This window comes from Rugamonas sp. DEMB1 (genome assembly GCF_029834475.1).
Classification (GTDB): Bacteria; Pseudomonadota; Gammaproteobacteria; order Burkholderiales; family Burkholderiaceae_D; genus Rugamonas; species Rugamonas rubra.
Genome location: NZ_CP122407.1, coordinates 3593051 through 3619206 on the forward strand (window position 1 = coordinate 3593051; position 26156 = coordinate 3619206).

Here is a 26156-nt window from a genome sequence, read left to right on the forward strand (position 1 = left end):
TCCCGAGAGGTGCGGCCGGCGCCGCCCACGCTAGCCGGCGGCTATCATGCGTTCATCCTACCCTTGATTCTGCCTGACTTGTTCGAAAAAGCATACCGCCGCGCAGGCGGCGACGTTGAGCGACTCGACCTGGCCCAGGTGGGGAATCACCACCTGGTGGCGCGCCGCCGACAGCAAATCGTCGGCCACGCCCTGCCCCTCGTGGCCGAACAGCCAAGCCACCGGCTGGCGCAGGTCGACGTCGTACAGGCGCTGGGTGGCGTAGCCGCTGGTGGCCAGCGTGGCGATGGGCGAGCCCTGCACCAGCGGCGCCAGGTCGACGTTCTCGAAGATCTCCAGCACGAAGTGGGCGCCCATCGCCGCGCGCAGCACCTTGGGCGACCAGCAGAAGGCCGTGCCGGCGCTGCAGTAGACCTGGGTGATGCCGGCGGCGGCGGCGCTGCGCAGGATGGAGCCGACGTTGCCGGGGTCCTGCACGTTGTCCAACAACACCGCCGAGACGCTCAGCGCGGCCGGCGCGGCGCGCTCCGGCGTATCGATCAGGAACATCACGCCGACGCCGTGCTCGACCTGGCTGACCGCCTTGTACAGCGCGTCCGGCAGGGCCAGCACGTGGCCGTGGCGCGCCTCCAGCTGGCCGACAATGTCGCCCACCTCGGGGTTGTGCAGCGCCGTCTCGCTCACCACACACTGCTGTGGCAGGCCGCGCAGCTGCAGGTAGGCCTGGCACAGGTGGACGCCGTCGAGCAGCGTCTGGCCGACCTTCTTGCGCGCCTGCGAGCTGCCGGCCAGGTGTTTCAGGTCCTTGTACTGCGCGTTGTCGCGCGAGGTGATGGTTTTCATTTGCCCTCTCCCAGGCCGGTCGATTCAAGCACTTTGCGCACCGGGCCGAACGAGCGGCGGTGCACCGGCGAGGCGCCGAACTCGCGCAGGCGCGCCAGGTGCAGCGCGGTTGGATAACCCTTGTGCTGGTCGAAGCAGTATTGCGGATAGGCGGCGTGCAGCGTCACCAGGGCGGCGTCGCGCGCCGTCTTGGCCAGGATCGAGGCGGCCGAGATCGAGTCGACCTTGTCGTCGCCGCCGACGATGGCCATGGCCTGGATCTTCATCACAGGGCAGCGGTTGCCGTCGATCAGGGCCAGCGTTGGCACGGTGGCCAGCGCCTCGACGGCGCGGCGCATCGCCAACAGCGAGGCCTGCAAAATGTTCAGTTCGTCGATCTCGGCCTCGGAGGCCTCGGCCACCGCCCACGCCAGGGCGTTGGCCTTGATGACGGGCGCCAGCAGGTCGCGCTTGGCCTCGCTCAGTTTCTTCGAGTCGCGCAGGCCGGCGATGGGCCGGTCGGCGTGCAGGATCACGGCGGCGGCAAACACCGGGCCGGCCAGCGGGCCACGGCCCGCCTCGTCAACGCCGCAGACGATTTCGTCGAGGGAGAACGGCAGGTCGTCGAACAGGCCGGGATAGATGTTTTTCACTGGTTGCTTCACTGGGTGGCTACTTTACTGTTTTACTGTTCTGATTGAAGCGGATACTGCGGAAACCAAACGGCGGGCGGGCGCCGCCTAGCGCCCCTCGATGACGCGCATGACCGCCTGCGCGCTCTCCTGTGCGCTGTTGCGCAGCAGGCTGTGGTGCATCTCGGTGAAGCGTTGCGCCAGTTGCAGGCGGTGCGGCACGTCGCTCAGCTGGCGCCACATGGCCTCGGCCAGCGCGGCCGGGTTGGCGGCGTCCTGCAGCAGCTCGGGCACGAGGAACTCGCGCGCCAAAATGTTGGGCAGGCCGATCCACGGCTGGTAGCCGAAGTGGCGCAGGATCTGCCATTCGGCCGCCATCATCTTGTAGGCGATGACCATCGGCTTCTTGAACAGCGCCACCTCCAGCGAGGCCGTGCCGGAGGCCACCAGCACCGCGTCGGCGGCGGCGATGGCGGTGTGTGACTGGCCGTCGAGCAGTTGGATCTCGACGTCCTGCAGGCCGGCCTGGGCCACCAGTTCGAGGAAATACTGGCGCTGCTTCTCGCCGGCCATCGGCGCGACGAAGCGCAGCGAGCGGTCGCGCGCCAGCAGCAGCTTGGCCGCGCCGACGAAGGCGGCGGTGTTGTACTTCAGCTCGGACATGCGGCTGCCCGGCATGATGGTGACCACGTTGGCGTCCTGCGGCAGGCCGAGTTGGACGCGCGCGCCCGCCTCGTCCGGCGTCAGCGGCACCAGCTCGGCCAGCGGATGGCCGACGTAGCTGACCGGCACGCCGGCCTTGCGGTAGATCTCCTCCTCGAAGGGGAACACCACCAGCATGTGCGAGACGGCCTTGATGATCTTCTTGATGCGGCCGCCGCGCCAGGCCCAGATCTGCGGCCCGATGTAGTGCACGGTCGGGATGCCGGCGTCCTTCAACTGCATCTCCAGGCCCAGGTTGAAGCCCGGGTAGTCGGCGCCGATGAACACGGACGGACGCTCGGCCAGCAGCTGGTCGCGCAGCGCGTTCTGGATGCCCTTGATGTCGCGGTAGCGCGGGATCACCGCCAGCAGGCCGCGCACGGTCAGCCGTTCCATCGGCCAGTGCGACTCGAAGCCTTGCGCCATCATGTGCTCGCCGCCGATGCCGTGGAAGCGGGCCTCCGGCAGCAGCGGACGCAGGCCCGACAGCAGACGCGCCGCCAGCACGTCGCCGGACGGTTCGCCGGCGACCAGCGCGACCGAGCGCGCGGCGGGCTTAGCGGACGATGCCACGGGACGCCGTATCGAGGAATTCGCGCATGGCGCGGATCTGCTCGGCCGCCGCCGGCGTGGCCAGCTCCTCGGCCAGCAGGGCCGCCTTGGCCTCCTCCAGCGTCAAGCCGGAGCGGTAGATGATCTTGTAGGCGGCGCGCACGCCGTTGATCTGCTCGCGGGTGAAACCGCGCCGCTTCAGACCCTCGATATTGACGCCGTGGGCCTGCGCCGGATTGCCGTTCAACAGAACATACGGCGGCACGTCCTGGGTCAGGCTGGTGCTCATGCCGACGAAGGCGTGGGCGCCGATCTTGCAGAACTGGTGGACGTTGGCGAAGCCGCTCATGATCACCCAGTCGCCGATCTCGACGTGGCCGGCGATCTGCGCGTTGTTCGAGAAGATCGTGTTGCTGCCGACCTGGCAGTCGTGCGCCAGGTGGACGTAGGCGGAAATCCAGTTGTCGTCGCCCAGGCTGGTCACGCCCCGGTCCTGCACCGTGCCGGTGTTGAAGGTGCAGAACTCGCGGATGGTGTTGCGGTCGCCGATGGTCAAACGGGTCGGCTCGCCGGCCCACTTCTTGTCCTGCGGCGCGGCGCCGATCGACGAGAACTGGAACAGCTTGTTGTCGCGGCCGATCGTGGTGTGGCCCTCGATGACCACGTGCGGCCCGACCACCGTGCCGGCTCCGATGCTGACGTGCGGTCCGATGATGGTGTACGGTCCCACCTCGACGCTGCTGTCGAGCTGCGCCTTCGGATCGATGACCGCGGTCGAATGGATCTTGACCATGGCCTTACTTCCCGGCGGGCTGACTAGCGTCGTCCGCGCTGCGGATGGTGCACATCAATTCGGCCTCGACGGCGACCTTGCCGTCGACGCTGCCGACCGCCTTGTACTTCCAGATGCCGCGCGAGACGCGCAGGATCTCGACGTTCATCACCAACTGGTCGCCCGGCTCGACCGGACGCTTGAAGCGGGCGTTGTCGATGCCGACGAAGTAGACCACCGAATTCTCGTCCGGCTTGATGTCCATGGTCAGGAAGGACAGGATGGCGGCGGTCTGCGCCATCGCCTCGATCATCAGCACGCCCGGCATCACCGGCTTGTGCGGGAAGTGGCCGTTGAAGAACTCCTCGTTGACGGTGACGTTCTTGATCGCGGTGATCGATTTGTTGGCTTCCCAGTCGAGCACGCGGTCGACCAGCAGCATCGGATAGCGGTGCGGCAGATACTGCTTGATCTGGTGGATGTCCATGCTCTTCTTGGCTGGAGTCTCGGTGGCGGTGCTGGTGTCGGTAGTGGTCATTTTGTGTCTTGTGTGGTCAGTGTTTTAATTGTCTTTTCGAGCGCGCGCAGCTTCTCGCGCATGCTCGCCAGGTTGCGCACGATGGCGGCCGACTTTTCCCACTCGGCGTTCTTGGCCAGCGGGTAGAAGCCGGTGTACTGGCCCGGCTCGAGGATGGAGCGCGAGACCATGCTGCCCGACGAGATGTGCACGCGGTCGGCGATGGTCAGGTGGCCCAGCACCATGGCGGCGCCGCCGAAGGTGCAGTATTTGCCGATCTTGGCGCTGCCGGCCACGCCGACGCAGCCGGCCATGGCCGTGTGCGCCCCGATGTGGCAGTTGTGGCCGATCTGGATCTGGTTGTCGAGCTTGACGCCGTCCTCGATCACCGTGTCGGCCAGCGCGCCACGGTCGATGGTGGTGTTGGCGCCGATGTCGACATCGTCGCCGATCATCACGCGGCCGGTCTGCGGAATCTTGATGTAGACCCCGCCCTCGTTGGCGAAACCGAAGCCGTCGGTGCCGATCACGGCGCCCGAGTGGATGATGCCGCGCGCGCCGATCTGGCAGCGGGCGTGGAAGGTGACGTTGGCGAACAGCTCGGTGCCTTCGCCGATCACGGCGTCGCGGCCGACGTAGCAGCCGGCGCCGATCACCGCGCCCGGGCCGACCACGGCGCCGGCCTCGACGACGGCGCGCGCGCCGACACTGGCGCTGGCGTCCACCGTGGCCATGGCGTCGACGCTGGCGGCCGGATGGATGCCGGCCGGCGCCACGTGGGCATGCTGCGCCGCGAAGAACTGGGCGGCGCGGGCGAAGTACACATAGGGGTTGGGGGTGACGATGCGCGCGCCGGCATAACCGGCGGCGATGAACTCGTCGTCGGCGGCCGCGACGATCAGCGCCGCCGCCTGGCTGTGCAGCGCCTGCGCGCGCAGTTTGCTATTGCTGAGAAAGCTGATGTGCGAAACGCCGGCGTCCGTCAGTGGCGCGATCCCGATCACTTCCAGGTTCGGGTCGCCCACCAACTGCCCGCCCAAGCGTTCGACCAATTCTCCTAGTCGAGTGCCCATCGGGGAGTTCCAATCTGTGGTTGTGAGTCTCAGGCCGGCATTCCGCCGGCCCTGCGTGTTACTTGTCCTTGTCGAGCGCGGCCAGCACCTTGTCGGTGATGTCGATGCGCGGGCTGGCCCAAACGGCGTCCTGCAGCACGATGTCGAAGCCCTCGACCTGGGCCAGCTGCTTGATGATCTTGGTGGCCTTCTCCGAGATCGTGGCGCGCTCCTCGTTGGTGCGCTGGTTCAAATCCTCGCGGAACTCGCGCTGGCGGCGTTGGAATTCCTTGTCCAGCTCGAAGTACTCGCGCTGGCGCTTGGCCCGCTCGGCCTCGGCCAGCGAGGGCAGTTCCTTTTCCAGTTTTTCGGACGAGACCTTCAAGCGCGCCGCCATCTCCTGCACGGCCTTTTCGCGCGACTTGAACTCCTCGGCCAGCTTCTCGCCGGCCAGCTTGGCCAGCTTGGACTCGTTGTAGATGCGCTCTGGGCTGAGCCAGGCGATGCGCGAAGCGGTCTGCGCCTGCACCGACGCCATTGCACACCAGCCCAGTGCAAGCGCGGCAAGATATTTGCTCATGGTGGCGGATACAGTCTTCAACTTATTTCTCCGAAAAAATTAACAATGCTCATTGGCATTAGAAACCGGTGCCCATCTGGAACTGGAAGCGTTCCAGGCGGTCGCCCGGCTTGGCGTTCAGGGGCTTAGCATAACTCAACTTGAGCGGACCGACCGGGGAAATCCAGCTGATGCCCAGACCGGCCGAGTAGCGCAGCTCGGACAGGCGCATCTTCTGGCCTTCCTGGTAGACCTGGCCGCCGTCGAGGAAGCCGAACCAGCGCAGGCTGCGGTCCTGGCCGGAGCCGGGGAAAGGCATCTGCAGTTCGGCGTTGCCGATCAGGCGCGAGGCGCCGCCCAGGGCGTCGTAGTTGACCGGGTCGACCGCGCCCAGCGAGGAGCTGAGGTAGCCGCGCACCGAGCCGATGCCGCCGCCGTAGAAGTTCTTGAACACCGGGTAAGGCTTGCTGCCGATGCCGTGGCCGAAGTCGATCTCGCCCTTCAGGGCCAGCGTGACCTTCGGATGCAGCGGCTTGTACCACTGCTGCTCGTAGACGGCGCGGTAGTACTTGATGTTGCCGATCACGTCGATTTCCAGGTTGGCGCGCTGGTAGCGGCCGATGGTCGGGGTGATCGCGCTGTCGCGGCTGTCGCGCGCCCAGGCCGCCGTCAAGGGCACGGCGTTCGAGCTGACGGTGCCGATGCCGTTGGCCGGGCCGCCGTTGTCGCGGATGTAGTTGAGGAAGCGCTGCGGGCTCGAGCCGTCGGTCGAGATGCGCGAACGCTCCAGGCCGATGCCGAAGAACACCGTGTCGTTTTCCGAGAACGGCACGCCGTAGCTGATGCGGCCGCCCTCCTGCTTGATGCTGTAGGTGCCGATGTTGAGCGCCGGCGGCTGGGTGGTGCGCAGGTAGACCTCGAAGGCGCGCGAGACGCCCTCGTCCGTGTAATACGGGTTGGTCTGCGAGAACGAGATGGTGCGGCTGTACTTGCTGGTGTTGAGCTCGATGCCGACGGTGGTGCCGCTGCCGGCGAAGTTGGCCTGCTGGATCGCCGCCTGGAAGGTGAACTTCTCCGACTGCGAGAAGGCGCCGCCGATCTGGAAGTTACCCGTCGGTTTTTCCACCACGGTGAGGTTGACGTCCACCTGGTCGTTGGTGCCCTGGGCTTCCGGCGTGTCGATGGTGACGTCCTTGAAGTAGCCGAGGCGGTCGACGCGGTCGCGCGACAGCTTGATCTTGTTGGCGTCGTACCAGGACGACTCGAACTGGCGGAACTCGCGGCGGATCACCTCGTCGCGCGTGGTGGTGTTGCCGGCGATGTTCATGTGGCGCACGTAGGCGCGCTTGCCCGGATCGATGAAGAAGGTGAAGCCGACCTCGCGCTTGTCGCGGTTGATCTCCGGGTTGGCGTTGACGTTGGCGAAGGCGTAGCCGAAGGTGCCCAGGCGGTCGGAGATCAGCTTGTTGGTGGCGGTCAGGCGCTCGCCCGAATACGTCTCGCCACGGCGCAGCAGCACCAGCGAGCGCAGCTCCTCCTCGCGGCCGAACATCTCGCCCTCGAACTTGATGCCCGAGACGGTGTACTTCTCACCCTCGGTGATGTTGATGGTGATGTAGATGTCCTTCTTGTCGGGCGTGATCGAGACCTGGGTCGACTCGACCTGCATCTCGATGTAGCCACGGTTCAGGTAGTAGGACTTGAGCGACTCGATGTCGCCGGTCAGCTTGGTCTTGGAGTACTGGTCGGCCTTGGTGTACCAGCTGAACCAGCCGCCGGTGTTCAAGGCCAGCTGCTCGCGCAGCTCCTTGTCGTTGAAGACCTTGTTGCCGACGATGTTGATCTGTTTGATCTTGGCGATCTCGCCCTCGTCCACCGCGAAAACGATGTTGACGCGGTTGCGCTCGATCGGCGTGACGGTGGTGGTGATCTTGACGCCGTACAGGCCGTGCGACAGGTATTGGCGCTTGAGTTCCTGCTCGGCGCGGTCGACCGAGGCCTTGTCGAAGACCTTGGTCTCGCCGACGCCGATGTCCTTCAGCGCCTTGACCAGGGTGTCCTTTTCGAATTCCTTGGTGCCGGTGAACTCCACCTTGGCGATGGCCGGGCGTTCCTCGACCAGCACCACCAGCACATTGCCGTCCTGCTCGAGGCGCACGTCCTTGAAGATGCCGGTGGCGTACAGCGCCTTGATCGCGGCCACGCTCTTGTCGTCGTTGAAGGTTTCGCCGACGCGCACCGGCAGGTAGTTGAAGACCGTGCCGGCCTCCGTGCGCTGGATGCCTTCGACGCGGATGTCCTTGACGGTGAAGGGTTCGATGGCCAGCGCTTGGCCGGCACACATGGCCAGCACGGCGGCGCCGATCAGGCTGCGGCGAAACGAAGGCGAGGCAAAACGGTCAGAATATAATTTCATTGGCTAAATCAATGGCTCTCATTGGAATACACAAACGCAACGATGCGAAACTCATGCCGCCGGGCGCGGTGGCCGACGCGATTTACAGCAGCCTGGCGAAGTCGTTGAACACCGCCAGCACCATCAAGGTGACCAGCAGGCCGACGCCGATGCGCTGCGCAATCTCGCCAACGCGCTCCGGCACCGGGCGCCCAGTCAAAACTTCCAGCGAATAATACAGCAAATGGCCGCCATCTAGAACCGGAATGGGTAGCAAATTCATCACGCCCAGACTGATACTGATGAAGGCGATGAAGCTCAGATAGCTGGCCACGCCGATGCGCGCGGTCTGCCCGGCGTAGTCGGCGATGGTGATCGGCCCGGTCACATTCTTCCACGAGACCTCGCCGACGATCATCTTGCCGATCATCTTCAGCGTCATCGCGCTGGTGTCCCACACCTTGGCGACGGCCTTGTGCAGCGCGGCCGGCGCGGATGAGGGCACGGTGATCATATCCGGCATCTGCGCCACGTAGACGTTGATCTTACCGACTGTTACAGCTGTAGCGCCCTTCTCGGCCTGGGCGTCCGGCGTCAGCGCCAGTTGCAGCTCCTGGCCGGCGCGGCGCAGCGCCAGGTTCAGCGTGCGGCCGGCGGCGCCGCGCACGATGGTGATGAAGGCCGGGCCGTCGGCCACCGGCTGGCCGTCGACGGCGACGATCAGGTCGCCCTTGCGCAGGCCGGCGCGGGCGCCGGCGCCGCCGGCGACGACCTCCTCGACCAGCGGCGGCGGGCGGCCGAGGTTGATGCCCAGCTTGCCCAGCACGTCGCCTTCCAGGTCCAGCGCGGTCAGGGCGGCGGCCGGCAGCAGCAGGCTGTAACGGCCGGCGCCGGGGCGCTCGACCTCGAGGCGGGCCTCGGTCTTGTCGACGGCGGCCTGGATCAGCTGCCAGCGCAGCTCGGACCAGACGGCGACGGCCTGGCCGTTGACGGCGACCACGCGGTCGCCGCCGTGCAGGCCGGCGACGGCGGCCGGGCTGCCGGCGGCGCTGGCGCCGACCTTGCTGGACGGCTCGGCGATGCCGACCATGTACAGGCCGGCGAACAGCAGGATGGCGACGAGGAAGTTGGCCAGCGGGCCGGCGGCGACGATGGCGATGCGCACCCACACCGACTGGCGGGTGAATTCGCGTTTCAGCTCGGCCGGCGCCAGGCCGCCGAGATCCTGCTCGCGGCCGTCGAGCATCTTGACGTAGCCGCCCAGCGGCAGCGCCGAGACGGCCCATTCGGTCTGGTCGGGGCCGACGCGGCGCGACCACACCACCTTGCCCATGCCGATCGAAAAGCGCAGCACCTTGACGCCGAACAGGCGGGCCACCCAGTAGTGGCCCAGCTCGTGGATGACGATCAAGGAGCCGAGCGCGACGACGAAGGCCAGCAAGGTGTGCAGGAAGCTCATCGCGTCAACCCGGCGATAAGGCGTTCGGCGGCGGCGCGCGCCAGCGCGTCCTGCGCCATCACCGCCTCGATGCTGTCGGCGGCGCCGTGCGGCAGCGCCTCGACCACCTGGGCGATGACGCGGTCGATCTGGCGGAAGCCGATGCGCAGGTCGAGGAAGGCCTGCACCGCCACCTCGTTGGCGGCGTTCAGCAGGGCCGGCGCGGTGCCGCCGGCGCGCAGCGCGGCGAAGGCCAGCGCCAGGCAGGGGAAGCGGGCGTAGTCGGGACGCTCGAACTGCAGCGTGGCGATCTGCGTCAGGTCGAGCTGGGCGACGCCGGAGGCGATGCGCTCCGGGTAGGCCAAGGCGTGGGCGATCGGCGTGCGCATGTCGGGGTTGCCCAGTTGCGCCAGCACCGAGCCGTCGACGTAGGAGACCATCGAGTGGATCACGCTCTGCGGGTGGATCACCACCTCGATCTGCTCGGCCGGCGCGCCAAACAGCCAGTGCGCCTCGATCACCTCGAAGCCTCTGTTCATCATGGTGGCCGAGTCGACCGAGATCTTGCGACCCATGGCCCAGTTGGGATGCTTGCAGGCCTGCTCCGGCGTGACGGCGTCGAGCGTGTCGACGGCGCGCGTCAGGAAGGGGCCGCCCGAGGCGGTCAGCAAGATCTTGGCCACGCCGCTGCCCTGCGGCGCGCGGCCGTAGTCGGCCGGCAGGCACTGGAAGATGGCGTTGTGCTCGCTGTCGATCGGCAGCAGCACGGCGCCGGCCTGCTGCGCCGCGTCGATGAACAACTGGCCCGACATCACCAGCGCCTCCTTGTTGGCCAGCAGGGCCTTTTTGCCGGCGCGGGCGGCGGCCAGGGTCGGCGCCAGGCCGGCGGCGCCGACGATGGCGGCCATCACGGTGTCCACCTCGGCGGCGCTGGCGATGGCGCACAGTGCCGCCTCGCCGTGCTCGACCTGAGTTGTCAGGCCCTTCGCCTTGAGCAGCGCGCTCAGTTCGGCGGCGGCGGCGGCCGTGCCGACCACGGCGCGGGCCGGGCGGAACTGCGCGCACTGGGCGGCCAGCTCGGCCACCCGGCTGTGCGCCGACAGGGCGTAGACGCTATAGCGCTCGGGGTGGCGCGCCAGCACGTCGAGGGTGGAGACGCCGATCGAGCCGGTGGCGCCGAGGATGGTGACTTGTTGCATGGTGACTTCCTTCACAGCCAGGAACCGATCAGCGCGGCCAGCGGCAGCACCGGGATCAAGGCGTCAATACGGTCGAGCACACCGCCGTGGCCGGGCAGCAGATTGCTGCTGTCCTTCATGGCGGCGCGCCGTTTGAGCTGGGATTCGAACAGGTCGCCGACCACGCTGGCGGCGACGATCACGATAAGGATGGCCAGCGCGCCGAACCAGCCCATGCGCGCCTGCAGCAGCACGGCGAAGGTGTCGGCCAGCCAGGGCGCGGCCGGCGCGGCCAGAATGCTCGCGGCCGATAGGGCCAGCACGGCGATGGCGCCGCCGATGGCGCCCTCCCAGGATTTACCCGGCGAGATGGTCGGCGCCAGCTTGCGCTTGCCGAAGGCCTTGCCCGAGAAGTAGGCGCCGATGTCGGCCACCCACACCAGCGCCATGGCCGACAGCAGGAAGGCCGGCGAGTGCTGGAACAGCGCGACGATGGCGACGAAGCAGCCGAACAGGGCGAAGCAGAAGCTGAAGGCGACCATGTAGTTGGCCGAGCCCTTGAGCGGCGGCAGGCCGATCGCCAGCGAGGGCGTGAAGCGCATCAGCCACAGCGCGGCGCAGACGGCGAACAGCATGTTGTTGCCGCCGCCGGCGGGACGCAGCAGCACGTAGACGAACAGCGCGGCCACGCCCAGCGCCCAGGCCGGCGCGGCGCGCAGGCCGAACAGGCGGCCGGCCTCCCACACGGCGGCGCCGAGGAACAGCGTGGCCAGCACGGCGAAGGCCGGGAAATAGGCGAAGAACAGCACCGGCAGCAGCACCGCCAGCAGGACCAGGGCGGTCAGTATCCGAGTTTTGAGCATGGGGTGGTCTTTTCAGGTGGCCTTGTCGGCCAATTGGGCGCCGGTGCGGCCGAAGCGGCGCTCGCGGTGCTGGTAGGAGGCGATCGCCTCGTCGAGGCTGGCGGCGGAGAAATCGGGCCAGTAGGTGTCGGTGAAGTACAGCTCGGTGTAGGCCAGCTGCCACATCAGGAAGTTGGAGATGCGCTGCTCGCCGCCGGTGCGGATGAACAGGTCGGGCTCGGGCGCGTAGGCCATGGCCAGGTGGGGCGCCAGCTGCTCCTCGCTGAAGGCGGTGGCGCCGGCGTGGCCGGCGACCATCTTGCCGACCGCCTGCATGATGTCCCAGCGGCCGCCGTAGTTGGCGCAGACCGTCACCGTCATGCGCGTGTTGGCGGCGGTGCGCCGCTCGGCCGAGGCGATCATGGTCTGCAGCTTGGCGTCGAAGCGGCTCAGGTCGCCGACCACCTTCAGGCGGATGTTGTTGGCGTGCAGCTTGGAGACCTCGCGGTCGAGCGCGGTGACGAACAGGCGCATCAACAGCGACACCTCCTCCTCCGGCCGGCGCCAGTTCTCCGAGCTGAAGGCGAACAGGGTCAGGTATTCGACGCCGCGGCGGGCACAGGCCTCGACCACGGCGCGCACCGCCTCGACACCCTTGACGTGGCCGGCGACGCGCGGCAGGAAGCGCTTGGTGGCCCAGCGGCCGTTGCCGTCCATGATGATGGCGACGTGGCGTGGCACGTTCGGGGTGTCCGGAACAGCGGTGGTCGAGCTGGTATATTTCATGAAAACGTTTTGCCAGATTAAGTGGTGCCAGGTGCTGCAAACCCAGGGCCCGCCGCTGCGCTGGCCGGCCCCCAAAACAAGCAAGGGGCCAGACCCCGCGAAGGCTCTGACCCCGGCTTCCCGGCGCCGCGCCGCGTGGGCGCGCGCCGGGAGTGTGCCGACTAGACCGTCAGCACTTCCTTCTCTTTGTCGACCACCATCTTGTCGATGTCGGCGATGAACTTGTCGGTCAGCTTCTGCACCTCGTCGGACGAGCGGCGCTCGTCGTCCTCGGAGCAGGCCTTTTCCTTGACCAGCTTCTTGACGGTCTCGTTGGCGTCGCGGCGGATGTTGCGCACGGCGATCTTGGCGTCCTCGCCCTCGCCCTTGACCAGCTTGACCATCTCCTTGCGGCGTTCCTCGGTCAGCGCCGGGGTCGGCACGCGGATCACGTCGCCCTGGCTCGACGGGTTCAGGCCCAGGTCGGCGTCGCGGATGGCTTTTTCGATGGTGGCGGCCATCTTCTTCTCGAACGGCTGCACGCCGATGGTGCGGGCGTCGATCAGGTTGATGCTGGCCACCTGCGACAGCGCCGTCGGCGAGCCGTAGTACTCGACCGTCACGTGGTCGAGGATGCCGGTGTGGGCGCGGCCGGTGCGGACCTTGGCCAGGTCGGCGCGCAGGGTTTCGAGCGATTTGACCATGCGGTCTTGGGCGTTCTTTTTAACGTCAGCTAAGGACATTGCTGCTCTCCTGTATCTTGGGGGTGGATCTTAATGGGTGGGAACTTAAACGTGGACCAGTGTACCCTCATCCTCGCCCATGATGACGCGCATCAGCGCGCCCGGCTTGGTGATGGAGAACACCTTGATCGGCAGCTTCTGGTCGCGGCACAGGGCGAACGCGGTGGCGTCCATCACCTGCAGGTGCTTGGCGATGGCTTCGTCGAAGGTGATGGTGTGGAACAGGGTGGCGTTCGGGTCCTTCTTCGGATCGGCCGTGTAGACGCCGTCGACCTTGGTCGCCTTGAGCACGATCTCGGCGCTGATTTCCGAGCCGCGCAGGGCGGCGGCGGTGTCGGTGGTGAAGAAGGGGTTGCCGGTGCCGGCGGCGAAGACGACGACCTTGCCCTCCTCCAGGTATTGCAGCGCCTTCGGGCGCACGTAGGGCTCGACCACCTGCTCGATGCCGATGGCCGACATGACGCGGGCGGTGATGCCGACATGGCGCATGGCGTCGGCCAGGGCCAGCGCGTTCATCACCGTGGCCAGCATGCCCATGTAGTCGGCGGTGGCGCGGTCCATGCCCTGGGCGCCGGGCGCGACGCCACGGAAGATGTTGCCGCCGCCGATGACGATCGCCAGCTCCACGCCCAGTTGTGCCACCTCGGCCACGTCGGCCACCATGCGCTCGATCGTGCTGCGGTTGATGCCGTAGGGATCATCCCCCATCAGGGCTTCGCCGGACAATTTGAGGAGGACACGCTTGTAGGCTGGTTTTGACATGAGCTGGGGCTCCTAAAATGGGTTGATTCGGTGGGACTGCCGGCGGCCCTGCATGATACCAAAAACTGCCTGGCACACGCGCCGCCGGAAAATGCTCGCCGCCGGCCGGCGCGCGGCCGGCTGGCGGGTCAGGCTAAAAAAACGGGCCTCGCGGCCCGTTTTCACATTACGCTCCTTTGGAAGCAGCCATTTGCGCGGCTACCTCTGCGGCGAAGTCGTCTTGCTTCTTCTCGATCCCCTCGCCCACCACGTACATGGTGAAGGCTTTGACGGTGGTCGCTTTTTCTTTCAGCATCTGTTCGATCGACTGCTTGTCGTTCTTGACGAAGGCCTGGTTCAGCAGGGACACTTCCTTCAGGAACTTCTGAACCGAGCCTTCCAGGCGCTTGGCCAGGATTTCCGGCGACTGGGCGGCTTTGCCTTCGGCGGCCGCTTTGGCCGCGTCTTCTTCGGCTTTCAGTTTGGCAACCGAACGCTCTTTTTCGATCAGTTCGGCCGGCACTTGCTCGGACGACAGCGACACTGGCTTCATCGCGGCGATGTGCATGGCGACGTCTTTACCAACTTGCTCGTCGGCACCGTCGAAGTCGACGATCACGCCGATGCGGGCGCCGTGCAGGTAGGAGGCCAGCTTGCCGGTGGTCTCGAAGCGCTGGAAGCGGCGGATCGACATGTTCTCGCCGATTTTGCCGATCAGGGCGGCGCGCACTTCGTCCAGGGTCTTGCCGTCGAGCGGCAGGGCCAGCAGGGCGGCGACGTCGGCCGGGTTGTGTTCGGCGACCAGACGGGCGGCGTTGTTGGCCAGCGCCAGGAAGTCGTCGTTCTTGGCCACGAAGTCGGTCTCGGAGTTCACTTCGACCAGGGCGCCGACGCCGTTGGCGATGAAGGTCGCTACCACGCCTTCGGCGGTGATGCGCGACGAGGCTTTCGATGCCTTGCCGCCCAGTTTGACGCGCAGGATCTCTTCGGCGCGGGCCATGTCGCCGTCGGCTTCGGTCAGTGCCTTCTTGCATTCCATCATCGGTGCGTCGGTCTTGCCGCGCAGTTCGCCTACCATCGCTGCTGTAATCGCTGCCATGTGTTTCTCCTGTATTCGGTGGGGGTGGTCCGGGGCGGCTCGGATGAAGCGGAGCGCGCAGCGCCCAAACCATTTTCATTAAAAAAAAGGGGGAGCTGCTGCCACCCCTTTTCCATTACTGCGAAGCTATCTCGCGATAGCGCAGCAATTAAGCCTGTTCGCTAACTTCGACGAATTCGTCGCCGGCAGCGGCTTTGATCATTTCAACGACTTCGTTACCGGCAGCTGCGCGGCCTTCGATGATTGCGTCTGCAACACCGCGGGCGTACAACATGATGGCTTTCGAGGAGTCATCGTTACCTGGGATCACGTACTGCACGCCTTCTGGCGAGTGGTTGGTATCGACCACGCCGATGACCGGGATGCCCAGTTTTGCTGCTTCGGTGATCGCACCTTTGTGGTAGCCGACGTCAACGACGAAGATGGCGTCAGGAACGCCGCCCATGTCCTTGATGCCGCCGATCGACTTCTGCAGCTTGATCATTTCGCGTTCAAACATCAGCGCTTCTTTTTTCGACAGCTTCTCAACGGAACCGTCTTCGATCGTCGCTTCCATGTCTTTCAGGCGCTTGATCGAGGTCTTGATCGTTTTGAAGTTGGTCAGCATGCCGCCCAACCAACGTTGGTCGACGAAAGGAACGCCGGCGCGTGCCGCTTCAGCCGCGATGATTTCGCGAGCTTGACGCTTGGTGCCGACCATCAGGATGGTGCCGCGGTTCGAAGCAACCTGTTTCACGTGTTTCATCGCTTCTTGATACATCGCCATCGTCTTTTCCAAGTTGATGATGTGGATCTTGTTGCGGTGACCGAAGATGAAAGGAGCCATCTTTGGGTTCCAGAAACGGGTTTGGTGACCGAAGTGGACACCGGCTTCCAGCATTTCGCGCATTGTTACGGACATAATTAACTCCAGGGTTGGGTCTGGAATCCGATCAGTCACCATAGAGGCACCCTTGTCGACCGGATTCGCGTTTATTAACGATTTTCGAGGCGGAACGAGGGGCAAACAACACGCCACCCGCCCCGCTGCTTCACAACATTGCTCAAAACCGAATTCAAGCAACCCAAAATTGTACCCTGAAACCAGCCGATTTGGCAAGTGCGGCGTGCGCCCGGGCGCCCCGGGCGGGCGGGCCGTGGTGGCGATGGGTGATCCTCGTCATGTTTTGTCAACCTGGACAACACAACAAGCGTTTCCATGGTTAAACTATCGACAACAGTGCGGCGCCGGCGAGGGCGGCGGCCACCGGATGGCAATTACTTTTATAAAAAACAATGGCCCGATAAGCACGCACGACCGTTTTATATTATCATAGGGAAAAGTTTAGTTCCGTGTTGCCAACTACCCCGACTGCGACACGAAGCAAATCTGAACTACATAGAGGAACCCCACCATGTCCGTCGCCTTCGCCTTGACGCTTGCTGCCATTTCAACCGTGCAACCCCACTGCTCGTGGGACCGGCCGGGCGTGAACCCCTACACCGGCAGCGCCGCGGCCGCGCTGGAGCGCTACAGCGACATCCCGGCCGAGATCCGCGCCGAACTCAAGCGGCGCATCGAGCAGGGCCAAGCGGACGACAAGGTCAGCATCAAGCGCGACAGCATCGGCGGCAAGTACGCCTACGAGCCGGCCATCCGCGACATGCACTTCGGCCGCGCCTCGGTGTGCCGCAGCGTCACGCGCGCCAAATGGAGCGCCGAGCGCGACGAGCCGGGCGTGGTCTATTGCGCCAAGGAACACTGCATCCTGGTGCCCAAGATCTGCGGCAACTTCAGCCGGGTGAGCCGCAGCAAGGCGCCGGCCACGGCCATGGCGCCGCCGCCGGCGACGGCCGCGCGCGCGCTGGACGACGGCGCCAAGGGCGAGGGCAGCTGGGTCTGGTCGACGCCGAGCCGCAGGAGGAGCTGACCGAGGAGGAGCTTGAGCAGCTGCGCAAACGCGGGCCGCGCGGCCTGGGCGGCCTGGACCCCGAGCTGGTCGCGCTGGGCGACGACGAGGAAGGCCTGCGCTGGCTGGCACGCGGCCGCAACCCCTTCGATCCGGTGGGCGACCACGAGTTCACCCCCTCCGCCGTGCCCGAGGCGCAAACCTGGGCCATGCTGCTGGCCGGCCTGGGCCTGCTCGGCTGGGCCAAGCGCCGCGCCGCCAAGCGCGCCTGAGCCGCCGCCGCTGTGGCGCCGGCCGCCGCCGCCACACCCTCCCCCGGCGGCCCGCCCGCGCACTCCCGTCGTCGTTTATAATTTCATCCTATCCGCATCCCGCCGAGCCGGCCGCAGCGCCCCCCGCGCCGCGGCGGGCCCGGCCGCGATGCCTGTCTCCCCGTTTACCTAGCAGATTGCGACCCATTATGTCCATTTCCATCAAAACCGCCGAAGACATCGCAGGCATGCGCGTGGCCGGCCGCCTCGGCGCCGAGGTGCTGGACTACATCACCCCCTTCGTCAAGGCCGGCGTCACCACCGGCGAGCTCGACCGCCTGTGCCACGCCTACATGGTCGACGTCCAGGGCACCATCCCGGCGCCGCTGAACTACTGCCCGCCCGGCTACACGCCGTATCCGAAGGCCATCTGCACCTCGGTCAACGACGTCATCTGCCACGGCATCCCGGGCGACAAGGTGCTCAAGAACGGCGACGTGGTCAACCTCGACATCACCGTCATCAAGGACGGCTACCACGGCGACAACAGCCGCATGTTCTTCATCGGCGAACCGTCGATCCTGGCCAAGCGCCTGTCCGACATCACCTACGAGTGCATGTGGCTGGGCATCGCCAAGGTCAAGCCGGGCGCCCACCTGGGCGATATCGGCCACGTCATCCAGCAGCACGCCGAAAAGGCCGGCTACAGCGTGGTGCGCGAGTTCTGCGGCCACGGCATCGGCAAGATCTTCCACGAGGAGCCGCAGGTGCTGCACTACGGCCGTCCCGGCACGCTCGACGAGCTCAAGGCCGGCATGATCTTCACCATCGAGCCGATGATCAACGCCGGCAAGCGCGAAATCCGCGAGATGGGCGACGGCTGGACCATCAAAACCAAGGACCGCAGCCTGTCGGCGCAGTGGGAACACACCATCCTGGTCACCGAGACCGGCTACGAGGTGCTGACCAACTCGGCCGGCACGCCGCCGCCGCCGGCCATCGTGCTGGCCGCCAGCGCCGCCGCCACCGCCGTCTGAGCCACCGTGCCGGCCGCCGCGATGAAGCAGCAACTGCGTGAACAACTCAAACGCCAACTGAAGGCCGACCGGCAGATCGTCGTCGCCGCCTTCCAGGCCGACGGCATGCCGGAGAAGCTGCTGCGCAGCCTGCGCCAGAGCGTCGACGCGGTGCTGGCGACGGCCTGGCAGGCCGCCGCGCTGCCGGCCGACACGGCGCTGGTCGGCGTCGGCGGCTACGGCCGCGGCGAGCTGTACCCGTACTCCGACGTCGACCTGCTGATCCTGCTCGGCCGCGCGCCCGACCAGGACACCCGCGCCCGGCTGGAGGAACTGGTGCAGCTGCTGTGGGACCTGGGGCTGGAGATCGGCCACAGCATCCGCACCGTCGACGAGTGCCTGAGCGAGTCGCAGGCCGACATCACGGTGCAAACCAGCCTGCTCGAGGCGCGCCTGGTGTGCGGCGACGCCGCCCTGTTCGCCGAGCTGCAGCGCCGCTACGACGCGGCGATGGACCCGCAGGCCTTCTTCCAGGCCAAGCTGCTGGAGATGCGCCAGCGCCACGCCAAGTACGAGGACACCGCCTTCAGCCTGGAGCCGAACTGCAAGGAGAGCCCGGGCGGCCTGCGCGACCTGCAGGTGATCCTGTGGCTGGCCAAGGCGGCCGGCCTGGCCAGCTCCTGGCGCACCCTGGCCACCGGCGGCCTGATCACCCAGACCGAGGCCAAGCAGCTGATGGAGAAGGAGCGCGCCTTCAAGGACATCCGCGTGCGCCTGCACCTGCACGCCGGCCGCCGCGAGGACCGCCTGGTGTTCGACATCCAGACCGCGCTGGCCGAGACGCTGGGCCTGCAGGCCACCGGCAGCGGCGCCAACATGCGCCGCGCCAGCGAATACCTGATGCAGCGCTACTACTGGGCGGCCAAGACGGTGACCCAGCTCAACACCATCCTGCTGCAGAACATCGAGGAGCGCCTGTTCCCGCCGTCCGGCGTGGCGCTGCCGATCAACCAGCGCTTCAACGAGCTGAACGGCTTCATCGACATCGCCGACGACGACACCTTCGAGCGCACGCCGTCGGCCATGCTGGAGATCTTCGTCCTGATGACCGAGCGGCCGGCCTTGAAGGGCATGACGGCGCGCGCCACCCGCGCGCTGTGGCACGAACGCTTCAAGATCGACACGGCGTTCCGCCAGCCCGCGCAACCGCGCCCTGTTCCTGCGCATCCTGCAGGCCCCGGTCGGCATCATCCACGCGCTGCGGCGCATGAACGACCTGTCGGTGCTGGGCCGCTACCTGCCCAACTTCCGCAAGATCGTCGGCCAGATGCAGCACGACCTGTTCCACGTCTACACGGTGGACCAGCACATCCTGATGGTGGTGCGCAACATGCGCCGCTTCACCATGCCCGAGCACGCCCACGAGTACCCCTTCTGCAGCCAGCTGATGGCCAACTTCCCGCAGCCCTGGCTGCTCTACCTGGGCGCGCTGTTCCACGACATCGCCAAGGGCCGCGGCGGCGACCACTCCAAGCTGGGCACGGTGGACGCGGCGCAGTTCTGCCACGACCACGGCCTGAGCGCCGAGGACACCGAGCTGGTGGTCTTCCTGGTCGAAAACCACCTGACCATGTCGCAGGTGGCGCAGAAGCAGGGCCTGTCCGACCCCGACGTGGTGGCCGCCTTCGCCAAGCTGGCCAAGGACGAGCGCCACCTCACCGCGCTGTATTTGCTGACGGTGGCCGACATCCGCGGCACCAGTCCGAAGGTGTGGAACGCCTGGAAGGGCAAGCTGCTCGAGGACGTGTACCGCATCACCCTGCGCGTGCTGGGCGGCGAGCCGCCCTCGGCCGACCGCGAGCTGAAGAACCGCCAGCAGGAGGCGCTGGCCACGCTGCGCCTGTACGGCCTGCCGCCCGACGCCCACGAGGCGCTGTGGAAGCAGCTCGACGTCGCCTACTTCCTGCGCCACGACGCCTCCGACATCGCCTGGCAGACGCGCGCCCTGTACGACCGCCTGGGCAGCGCCACGCCGGTCGTCAAGTGCCGCCTGGCGCCGATCGGCGAAGCTGCAGGTGGCCGTCTACGTCAAGGACCAGGCCGACCTGTTCGCCCGCATCTGCGGCTACTTCGACCGCAAGAACTTCAGCATCCTCGACGCCAAGATCCACACCACCCGGCACGGCTACGCGCTCGACACCTTCCTGGTCACCGAGCAGAGCTTCGCCAACAGCTACCGCGACATCATCAACCTGATCGAGCACGAGCTGGCCGAGCTGCTGGTCAGCCAGGCGGCGCTGCCGGCGCCGGGCCGGGGCCGCCTGTCGCGCCTGTCGCGCTCCTTCCCGATCCAGCCGACGGTCGACCTGCGGCCCGACGAGCGCGGCCAGTACTACCTGCTGTCGGTGGCGGCCAACGACCGCACCGGCCTGCTGTACGCCATCGCCAACGTGCTCACCAAGTACAAGATCAACCTGCACACGGCCAAGGTGATGACCCTGGGCGAGCGGGTCGAGGACGTCTTCCTGGTCGACGGCGCCGCCCTCAACAACACGCGCCTGCAGCTGCAGCTCGAGACCGAACTGCTCGAGGCGCTCAAGGTCTGAGCCGCGCCGCGCCACCCCGAACAACCGCAATCCAACGATATAGAAGCAGAAACAGAACCATGACCGAAGAACTCTTACGCTTATCCAAACGCATGTCCGAACTGGGCCTGTGCTCGCGCCGCGAGGCCGACGAATGGATCGCCCGCGGCTGGGTGCGGGTCGACGGCCAGGTGGTGTCCGAACTGGGCAGCAAGGTCTACCCGAGCCAACGCGTGACGGTCGAGCGGCAGGCCGCCGCCGAACAGTCGAAGCGCGTCACCGTGCTGTTCAACAAGCCGATGGGCTATGTCAGCGGCCAGGCCGAGGACGGCTACCAGCCGGCCGTGGCCTTGATCAAGGCGGAGAACCGCTGGGCCGAGTGCGGCGCCGACGAGCAGTTCCACCCGACCCAGCTGCGCAGCCTGGTGCCGGCCGGCCGCCTCGACATCGACTCGGTCGGCCTGCTGGTGCTGACCCAGGACGGCCGCGTCGCCAAGCACCTGATCGGCCACGACACCGACGTCGACAAGGAATACCTGGTGCGCGTGCAATACACCGGCGAGGGCACGCTGCCCGAGGCGGCGCTGAAAAAGCTCAACCACGGCCTGTGGATGGACGGCAAGGCGCTGCTGCCGGCCAAGGTGCGCTGGCAGAACGAGGACCAGCTCAGCTTCACCCTGCGCGAGGGCAAGAAGCGGCAGATCCGCCGCATGTGCGAGATGGTCGGGCTGCGCGTGGTCGGCCTCAAGCGGGTGCGCATCGGCAAGGTCAAGCTGGGCGACCTGCCGGTCGGCCAATGGCGCTATCTGCGCCCGGACGAGCAATTCTGATAAGATTGTCAGGGACAAAACGTTGTCGCCGCGCCAAACGGGCCGGCGCTTGTCGCCCGCGACGCGAAATTCTTGCCATTTAGCAAGCCAAAGCGGCGAATAAAATGTAAACTCTTCGAACCGGAATTTGCTTCCCATTGGAAACTATCAAAGAGATATGCCGTCGTGAACGATCCACTACCTAACGAATTCCGCCGGGGCCCGCCGCGCCTGTCCGACGCGGTCGAGCCGATCCCCTTCGGTTCCAAGCCGCACGACATGACCGATCCGGACGAGATCGGCAATTCGCTGGCCCTGCTGGCCGAGACCGGCGACCCGGTGTCGATCTACCCGGCCAGCAGCACCAACGTGGTGATGGGGCGGATCCGCTCGGTCGACCCGGACAACCCCTACTTCGTGCTCGAGCTCAACGAGGGCGAATACATCCCGCCGGGCGAGTGCGTGCTGGTGGCCTGGCTGCGCAGCGCCAAGATGCAGTTCAAGCTGAGTTCGCCGGACTGGTCGCCGCTGGCCAACCAGCCGACCCTGGTGCCGGCCGCCTTCCCGGAGAAGTGCCAGATCCTCAACCGGCGCGCCGCCCAGCGCCTCGAGACGCCGCTGGGGATCTACTACCTGGCCTCGTTCGTGCTCAACGGCAAGCCCTACGAGCTGCAGTTGTACGACTTCTCGGCCGGCGGCGTCGGCATGCGCGCCGCGCCGCGCGACGCGGTCGGCCTGCACGTCGGCCGCCGCCTGCAGCGGGTGCGCCTGGAGCTGGGGCCGGAGGCGGTGATGATCGCCGACCTCGACATCCGCCTGTCGCGCACCTTCCGCTCCTTCCTGCTCGGCGAGCAGGTGCAGATCGGCTGCCAATTCGCCAACCTGTCGCCGATGATGCAGGAGGAGCTGGCGCGCCAGCTCGACCGCCTCAGCGCCAGCCGCAAGGCCGGCGGCCACTAGCCGCCAGCCGCCGCGCCGGCTAGTCGGCCAGCAGCGGGCCGTCCCAGCCCTGCAGGTATTTGGGCAGGGCGTCGGCCACCTCGAGCACCCGCTCGGCGTAGAACAAATGCATCTGCGGCGCCAGCGCCGGCGGCAGCGCGCCGCCGGCGGCGCGCGCCGCCAGGCCGTTGGGCAGCACCGTCATGCCCAGCCGGTTGGTGCCGAACATCAATTCGCCGCACTCGGCGCAGAACGCCCGGCTCATTTGCTTATCCGGATGGGCGTAGCGGCGCGGCTCCCCCTTCACCACGCGGACGTCGGCGGCGGCCCAGGCGCTCGCCGCCAACATGGGCGTGGCGTAGAAGTCGCGGCAGCTGGCGCAATGGCAGTTGGCGCGGGCCTGCGGCGCGGCGCCGAGCGCCAGCTCGACCTTGCCGCACAGGCAGGCGACGGTGGCGGGAATCGACATGCGGTCTCCTTGCTCAAAATAGCCATTCTAGCAAACATTCCAAGAAAATAATTTCCACCCGGCGCAGGCACGGCAAGCGCCCGGGACGGCCTTCACTTGCCCGGGTTAAAACATTCTCCGGCCATAAAATTCCTTGTGGAAATCATATGTCGCGGAAATGTCGATAATATTTCCTCACGGTAATTAAACATCTATAATTAACAATTAATTTCCAAAAGTTATGCTATCCTAAATTCCAGTAGAGCTTGATTGCTCCAAACCCTTTCCGGCCGCCGCCCCGCCGGACGAAATATTTTCATCGATCAATCCTTGCAGGAGTGGTGCCACATGAAACAATTCGTCAATACAACCATCATCGCGGCGGCCATCGCCGCCGCCGGCCTGGGCATGTCGGCGGCGCAGGCGGCCGACGTCAGCCACGCCAGCAAGGCGCTGGTCTTCGTCGGCGGCAACACCAACGACGGCGCCGGCTTCGGCAAGACCATCCTGGCCGGCAGCACCTTCACCGACGTGTTCACCTTCAGCGTGGCGTCGGCGACGGGCCATGCGACCTTCAGCAACTTCCAGGTCTCGTCGGACGCCCAGTCGGCGCTGCTCGGCATGGACCTGAGCAACTTCACCCTGAGCGGCCCGATCAACTCGGCCGGCAGCATGGTCCAGACCGGCGTGTCCGAGTTGTGGAAGCTGCCGACGCTCGATCTGGTCAACGGCAACTACTCGATCAGCGTCAGCGGCATCACCGTGTCCAAGCCGGGCGGCTCCTACGCCTTGTCGGGCAAACTGGTCTCCGCCGTGCCCGAGCCGGCCACCTACGGCATGCTCGGCCTCGGCCTCGGCATGGTCGGCCTGATGGCCCGCCGCCAGCGCCGCCGCGGCCCGGCCGCCTGAGCCGCCCGCGCCCCGCATCCGCCCCACACCGACTGAAAGGCCCACAAAATGAATATGACGACAAAAGCGGCGCTGGCCGCCATCGCCCTGAGCGCAAGCATGTTTGCCCCGCAGGCGCAGGCCGTGACCCCGGTCGACCATGCGCTGGTCAACCTGATCGACTTCAACAGCGACAACCTGGGCAACTCCTTCGCCGGCGCCGGCGACTTCAGCGACCACTTCACCTTCACCACCGACGCCAGCGCCTACATCACCGACGCCCTGCTGCACACGGTGAAAACGGAAGTGACCATCAGCTCCTTCGGCCTGTACCTGGCCTCGAACAACTCGCTGGTCGGCAGCAGCGCGATCGAGGTCAGCGAAGCCGATTCGTCGGTGGCGCAGGCCGGCAGCGGCTACTGGCGCTTCGCCGGCGTCAACATCGCCGCCAACACCGACTACTACGTGGCGGTCAACGGCAGCGTGCTGTCGACCAGCGGCACCGCCTACGGCGGCACCGTCTTCATCACGGCGGTGCCGGAACCGGAAACCTACGCCATGCTGCTCGGCGGCCTGGGCATCATGGCCTTCCTGGCGCGCCGCCGCAAAGCCGCCTAAGCGGCCAACGCCTACGCAGCACGGCAAAATGCGCACCTCGGTGCGCATTTTTTTACCCCCCTGGACGCGGAAGCCGGGGTCTGACCCCGTACGGGGTCAGACCCCTTTGCTTGCGGGGTAAGGCCGCCACCCCGCAGGCTCAGGCCAGCGCCAACACCTTGTCGCTCCTGGCCCGGGCGAACTGCTCGAACTGGGCCGCCGGCAGCGGCCGGCTGTAGTGGTAGCCCTGCATCTCGTCGCAGCCCTGCTGGCGCAGGAACTCGAGCTGGGCCAGCGTTTCGACGCCCTCGGCGATGGTCTGCAGGCCGAGGCCTTTGGCCATGTTGATGATGGCCACGACGATCGCCTTGTCCTCCGGGTCGGTGCTGATGTCGCGCACGAAGGACTGGTCGATCTTCAGCTTGTAGACCTTGAACTTCTTCAAAGTAGCTGAGCGAGGAATAGCCGGTGCCGAAGTCGTCGATCGACATGCGCACGCCCTGCTCGCGCAACTTGTTCATCACCGCGATGGCGCTCGGCGGGTCTTGCATGGCGCCGCTCTCGGTCAGCTCGAGCTCGAGGTATTCCGGCGCCAGGCCGACCTCGCGCAGGATGGCGCGGATCAGGTCGGGCAGGTTGGGATGGCGGAACTGCACCGCCGACAGGTTCACCGCCATCACCAGCGGCGCCATGCCGGCGTCCATCCAGTCCTTGGCCTGGCGCACCGCCGTGCGCAGCACCCATTCGCCCAGCTCGAGGATCAAACCGCTCTCCTCGGCCGCCGGAATGAACTCGGCCGGCGACACCGCGCCCAGTTCCGGATGCTGCCAGCGCAGCAGCGCCTCGGCGCCGACGATGCGGCCGTCGCGCGCGGCGAACTGCGGCTGGTAGTGCACCGCCAGCTGCCCCAGCCGCAGCGCCTGGCGCAGCGCGCCGACGATCTGCATGTGGCGCGCCGTGCGCGCCTGCATCTCGGCGGTGAAGAAGCAATAGCCGTTGCGGCCGTTCTTCTTGGCCCGGTACATCGCCGCGTCGGCGCACTTGACCAGCTCCTCGAGGTTCGTTGCCGTCGGCCGGATACAGCGCGATGCCGATCGAACCGGTCAACGTCAACTGGTGCTGCTCGACCTGGTGCGGCCGCGCCACCAGCGCCAGCACCTTCTCGACCACCTGCGACAGGCCGCGCGCGTCGCCGGCGTGGACCAGCAGGATGAACTCGTCGCCGCCCAGCCGCGAAACGGTGTCCTCGACGCGCAGCTCGGCCAGCAGGCGCTTGGCCAGGCCGACCAGCACGGCGTCGCCGACGCTGTGGCCGAGCGTATCGTTGACGTCCTTGAAGTGGTCGAGGTCGAGGAACATCAGCGCCAGGTGCTCGTTGTTGCGTTGCGCCAAGCTGATCGCGTAGCCGGCCCGTTCGGCCAGCTGGACCCGGTTGGGCAGGCCGGTCAGCGCGTCGAAGTGGGCCAGGTATTCGATCTTCTCCTCGGCGCGGCGGCGCTCGGTGACGTCGCGCGAGATGCCGAACAGGCCGACCACGCGGCCGTTCTTGTCGAACACCGGCCCCTTGGTGGTGTGGAACAGCACCTCGCGGCCGTCGGCGCAGCTGAGCAGCTCCTCGTGCGTGGCGGTGAGGCCGGCGGCCATGATGGCCCGGTCGCTTTCGATCAGCGCGGCGGCCTGGTGGGTGGGGAAGATGGCGCGGTCGTCGCGGCCCAGTATCTGCTCGCGCGTGCGGCCGACGAACTGCGCGGTGGCGTCGTTGGCCATCAGGTAGCGGCCCTGCAGCGTCCTTGACGAAGATCGCGTCGGGCGTGCCGGAAACAACGCTGTTAATCAGGCCGCGGTCGATCTGCCCCTTGACCAGGGCGCCGCGCAACAGTTCGCTGAGCACGCTGATCATGGCGCCGTTGACCAGCAGCACGACC

25 protein-coding genes and 3 pseudogenes are annotated in these 26156 nt (G+C 66.6%); 8 read left to right on the forward strand and 20 right to left on the reverse strand.

Translation table 11 applies throughout. From position 1 onward, the window contains the following. Positions 1 to 57: 57 nt before the first annotated feature. From QC826_RS16255 to rpsB, 16 genes are all read right to left on the reverse strand, one after another. Positions 58 to 843: a TrmH family RNA methyltransferase gene (locus QC826_RS16255; protein ID WP_093383635.1), complete on the reverse strand. Its 786-nt coding sequence runs from the start codon at positions 841 to 843 to the stop codon at positions 58 to 60. Further along, the gene (rnhB, locus tag QC826_RS16260; RefSeq protein ID WP_279761573.1) at positions 840 to 1475 is read right to left on the reverse strand and encodes a ribonuclease HII; all 636 of its coding nucleotides are present in this window, start codon (positions 1473 to 1475) and stop codon (positions 840 to 842) included. The genes QC826_RS16255 and rnhB overlap by 4 nt, the downstream gene beginning before the upstream one ends. An 87-nt stretch (positions 1476 to 1562) precedes the next feature. Then, positions 1563 to 2729 (reverse strand): lipid-A-disaccharide synthase, encoded by a 1167-nt coding sequence (gene lpxB / locus QC826_RS16265; protein WP_279761574.1) that lies wholly within the window; start codon positions 2727 to 2729, stop codon positions 1563 to 1565. Further along, positions 2713 to 3501, reverse strand: a complete 789-nt coding sequence (lpxA, locus tag QC826_RS16270) for an acyl-ACP--UDP-N-acetylglucosamine O-acyltransferase (RefSeq protein WP_279761575.1) — start codon at positions 3499 to 3501, stop codon at positions 2713 to 2715. The genes lpxB and lpxA overlap by 17 nt, the downstream gene beginning before the upstream one ends. 4 nt (positions 3502 to 3505) lie before the next feature. Further along, complete coding sequence (fabZ, locus tag QC826_RS16275) at positions 3506 to 4018, reverse strand: 3-hydroxyacyl-ACP dehydratase FabZ (RefSeq protein ID WP_279761576.1); 513 nt, start codon at positions 4016 to 4018, stop codon at positions 3506 to 3508. Beyond that, entirely contained in the window at positions 4015 to 5070 is a 1056-nt protein-coding gene (gene lpxD / locus QC826_RS16280; RefSeq protein ID WP_279761577.1) for a UDP-3-O-(3-hydroxymyristoyl)glucosamine N-acyltransferase, read from the reverse strand. Before lpxD ends, fabZ begins: the two co-directional genes overlap by 4 nt. A gap of 58 nt (positions 5071 to 5128) precedes the next feature. After that, on the reverse strand, positions 5129 to 5629 hold the full coding sequence (locus QC826_RS16285; protein WP_279761578.1) for an OmpH family outer membrane protein: 501 nt from the start codon (positions 5627 to 5629) through the stop codon (positions 5129 to 5131). Between the two features lie 58 nt (positions 5630 to 5687). Continuing rightward, on the reverse strand, positions 5688 to 8024 hold the full coding sequence (bamA, locus tag QC826_RS16290) for an outer membrane protein assembly factor BamA (RefSeq protein ID WP_279761579.1): 2337 nt from the start codon (positions 8022 to 8024) through the stop codon (positions 5688 to 5690). An 82-nt stretch (positions 8025 to 8106) separates the two neighbouring features. Continuing rightward, the gene (rseP, locus tag QC826_RS16295) at positions 8107 to 9462 is read right to left on the reverse strand and encodes an RIP metalloprotease RseP (RefSeq protein WP_279761580.1); all 1356 of its coding nucleotides are present in this window, start codon (positions 9460 to 9462) and stop codon (positions 8107 to 8109) included. Further along, positions 9459 to 10640 carry a 1-deoxy-D-xylulose-5-phosphate reductoisomerase gene (gene ispC, locus QC826_RS16300; RefSeq protein WP_279761581.1) on the reverse strand — a complete coding sequence of 394 codons (1182 nt, stop codon included), beginning with the start codon at positions 10638 to 10640 and terminating at the stop codon, positions 9459 to 9461. The genes rseP and ispC overlap by 4 nt, the downstream gene beginning before the upstream one ends. Before the next feature lie 11 nt (positions 10641 to 10651). Further along, positions 10652 to 11482: a phosphatidate cytidylyltransferase gene (locus QC826_RS16305; protein WP_279761582.1), complete on the reverse strand. Its 831-nt coding sequence runs from the start codon at positions 11480 to 11482 to the stop codon at positions 10652 to 10654. A 12-nt stretch (positions 11483 to 11494) separates the two neighbouring features. Continuing rightward, on the reverse strand, positions 11495 to 12247 hold the full coding sequence (uppS, locus tag QC826_RS16310) for a polyprenyl diphosphate synthase (protein WP_279761583.1): 753 nt from the start codon (positions 12245 to 12247) through the stop codon (positions 11495 to 11497). Positions 12248 to 12408: 161 nt separating this feature from the next. Then, positions 12409 to 12969, reverse strand: a complete 561-nt coding sequence (gene frr, locus QC826_RS16315; RefSeq protein WP_279761584.1) for a ribosome recycling factor — start codon at positions 12967 to 12969, stop codon at positions 12409 to 12411. A gap of 45 nt (positions 12970 to 13014) precedes the next feature. Continuing rightward, positions 13015 to 13731 carry a UMP kinase gene (pyrH, locus tag QC826_RS16320; RefSeq protein WP_093383665.1) on the reverse strand — a complete coding sequence of 239 codons (717 nt, stop codon included), beginning with the start codon at positions 13729 to 13731 and terminating at the stop codon, positions 13015 to 13017. 166 nt (positions 13732 to 13897) lie between these two features. Further along, positions 13898 to 14809 (reverse strand): translation elongation factor Ts, encoded by a 912-nt coding sequence (gene tsf, locus QC826_RS16325; RefSeq protein WP_093383668.1) that lies wholly within the window; start codon positions 14807 to 14809, stop codon positions 13898 to 13900. Between the two features lie 148 nt (positions 14810 to 14957). After that, a complete protein-coding gene (gene rpsB / locus QC826_RS16330; protein WP_093383670.1) occupies positions 14958 to 15710 on the reverse strand; it encodes a 30S ribosomal protein S2 in 753 nt (250 codons plus the stop codon). A gap of 493 nt (positions 15711 to 16203) precedes the next feature. Here rpsB and QC826_RS16335 point away from each other — a divergent pair, with 493 nt between their 5' ends. From QC826_RS16335 to QC826_RS16360, 6 genes and pseudogenes are all read left to right on the forward strand, one after another. Further along, entirely contained in the window at positions 16204 to 16719 is a 516-nt protein-coding gene (locus tag QC826_RS16335; protein ID WP_279761585.1) for an MHFG family PEP-CTERM protein, read from the forward strand. Positions 16720 to 16853: 134 nt separating this feature from the next. Continuing rightward, positions 16854 to 16970: a PEP-CTERM sorting domain-containing protein gene (locus tag QC826_RS16340; protein WP_279761586.1), complete on the forward strand. Its 117-nt coding sequence runs from the start codon at positions 16854 to 16856 to the stop codon at positions 16968 to 16970. A 188-nt stretch (positions 16971 to 17158) separates the two neighbouring features. Continuing rightward, positions 17159 to 17986 (forward strand): type I methionyl aminopeptidase, encoded by an 828-nt coding sequence (map, locus tag QC826_RS16345; protein WP_409567654.1) that lies wholly within the window; start codon positions 17159 to 17161, stop codon positions 17984 to 17986. A gap of 21 nt (positions 17987 to 18007) precedes the next feature. Continuing rightward, a pseudogene (locus tag QC826_RS16350) lies at positions 18008 to 20571 on the forward strand ([protein-PII] uridylyltransferase). A gap of 59 nt (positions 20572 to 20630) precedes the next feature. Next, complete coding sequence (locus tag QC826_RS16355) at positions 20631 to 21380, forward strand: pseudouridine synthase (RefSeq protein WP_279761587.1); 750 nt, start codon at positions 20631 to 20633, stop codon at positions 21378 to 21380. A 165-nt stretch (positions 21381 to 21545) separates the two neighbouring features. After that, entirely contained in the window at positions 21546 to 22319 is a 774-nt protein-coding gene (locus QC826_RS16360; protein ID WP_313872626.1) for a PilZ domain-containing protein, read from the forward strand. Between the two features lie 19 nt (positions 22320 to 22338). Here the strand turns inward: QC826_RS16360 and QC826_RS16365 are convergent, their stop codons facing one another. Beyond that, positions 22339 to 22767 (reverse strand): GFA family protein, encoded by a 429-nt coding sequence (locus QC826_RS16365; protein WP_279761588.1) that lies wholly within the window; start codon positions 22765 to 22767, stop codon positions 22339 to 22341. A 327-nt stretch (positions 22768 to 23094) separates the two neighbouring features. On the opposite strand from QC826_RS16365, the gene QC826_RS16370 reads away from it, so the two are divergent. Together QC826_RS16370 and QC826_RS16375 are read left to right on the forward strand one after the other, a co-directional pair. Continuing rightward, positions 23095 to 23655, forward strand: coding sequence for an FxDxF family PEP-CTERM protein (locus QC826_RS16370; protein WP_279761589.1), 561 nt, complete (start codon positions 23095 to 23097; stop codon positions 23653 to 23655). A gap of 54 nt (positions 23656 to 23709) precedes the next feature. Further along, a complete protein-coding gene (locus tag QC826_RS16375) occupies positions 23710 to 24252 on the forward strand; it encodes an FxDxF family PEP-CTERM protein (protein WP_279761590.1) in 543 nt (180 codons plus the stop codon). Positions 24253 to 24391: 139 nt separating this feature from the next. Here the strand turns inward: QC826_RS16375 and QC826_RS16380 are convergent, their stop codons facing one another. The 3 genes and pseudogenes from QC826_RS16380 to QC826_RS16390 form a co-directional block, all read right to left on the reverse strand. Next, positions 24392 to 24676: an EAL domain-containing protein gene (locus tag QC826_RS16380; protein WP_279761591.1), complete on the reverse strand. Its 285-nt coding sequence runs from the start codon at positions 24674 to 24676 to the stop codon at positions 24392 to 24394. Between the two features lie 49 nt (positions 24677 to 24725). After that, positions 24726 to 25256 (reverse strand): annotated as a pseudogene (locus QC826_RS16385) (EAL domain-containing protein); the annotation flags it as partial. A 91-nt stretch (positions 25257 to 25347) separates the two neighbouring features. Beyond that, positions 25348 to 25998, reverse strand: a pseudogene (locus QC826_RS16390) (diguanylate cyclase domain-containing protein); the annotation flags it as partial. Positions 25999 to 26156: the final 158 nt, after the last annotated feature.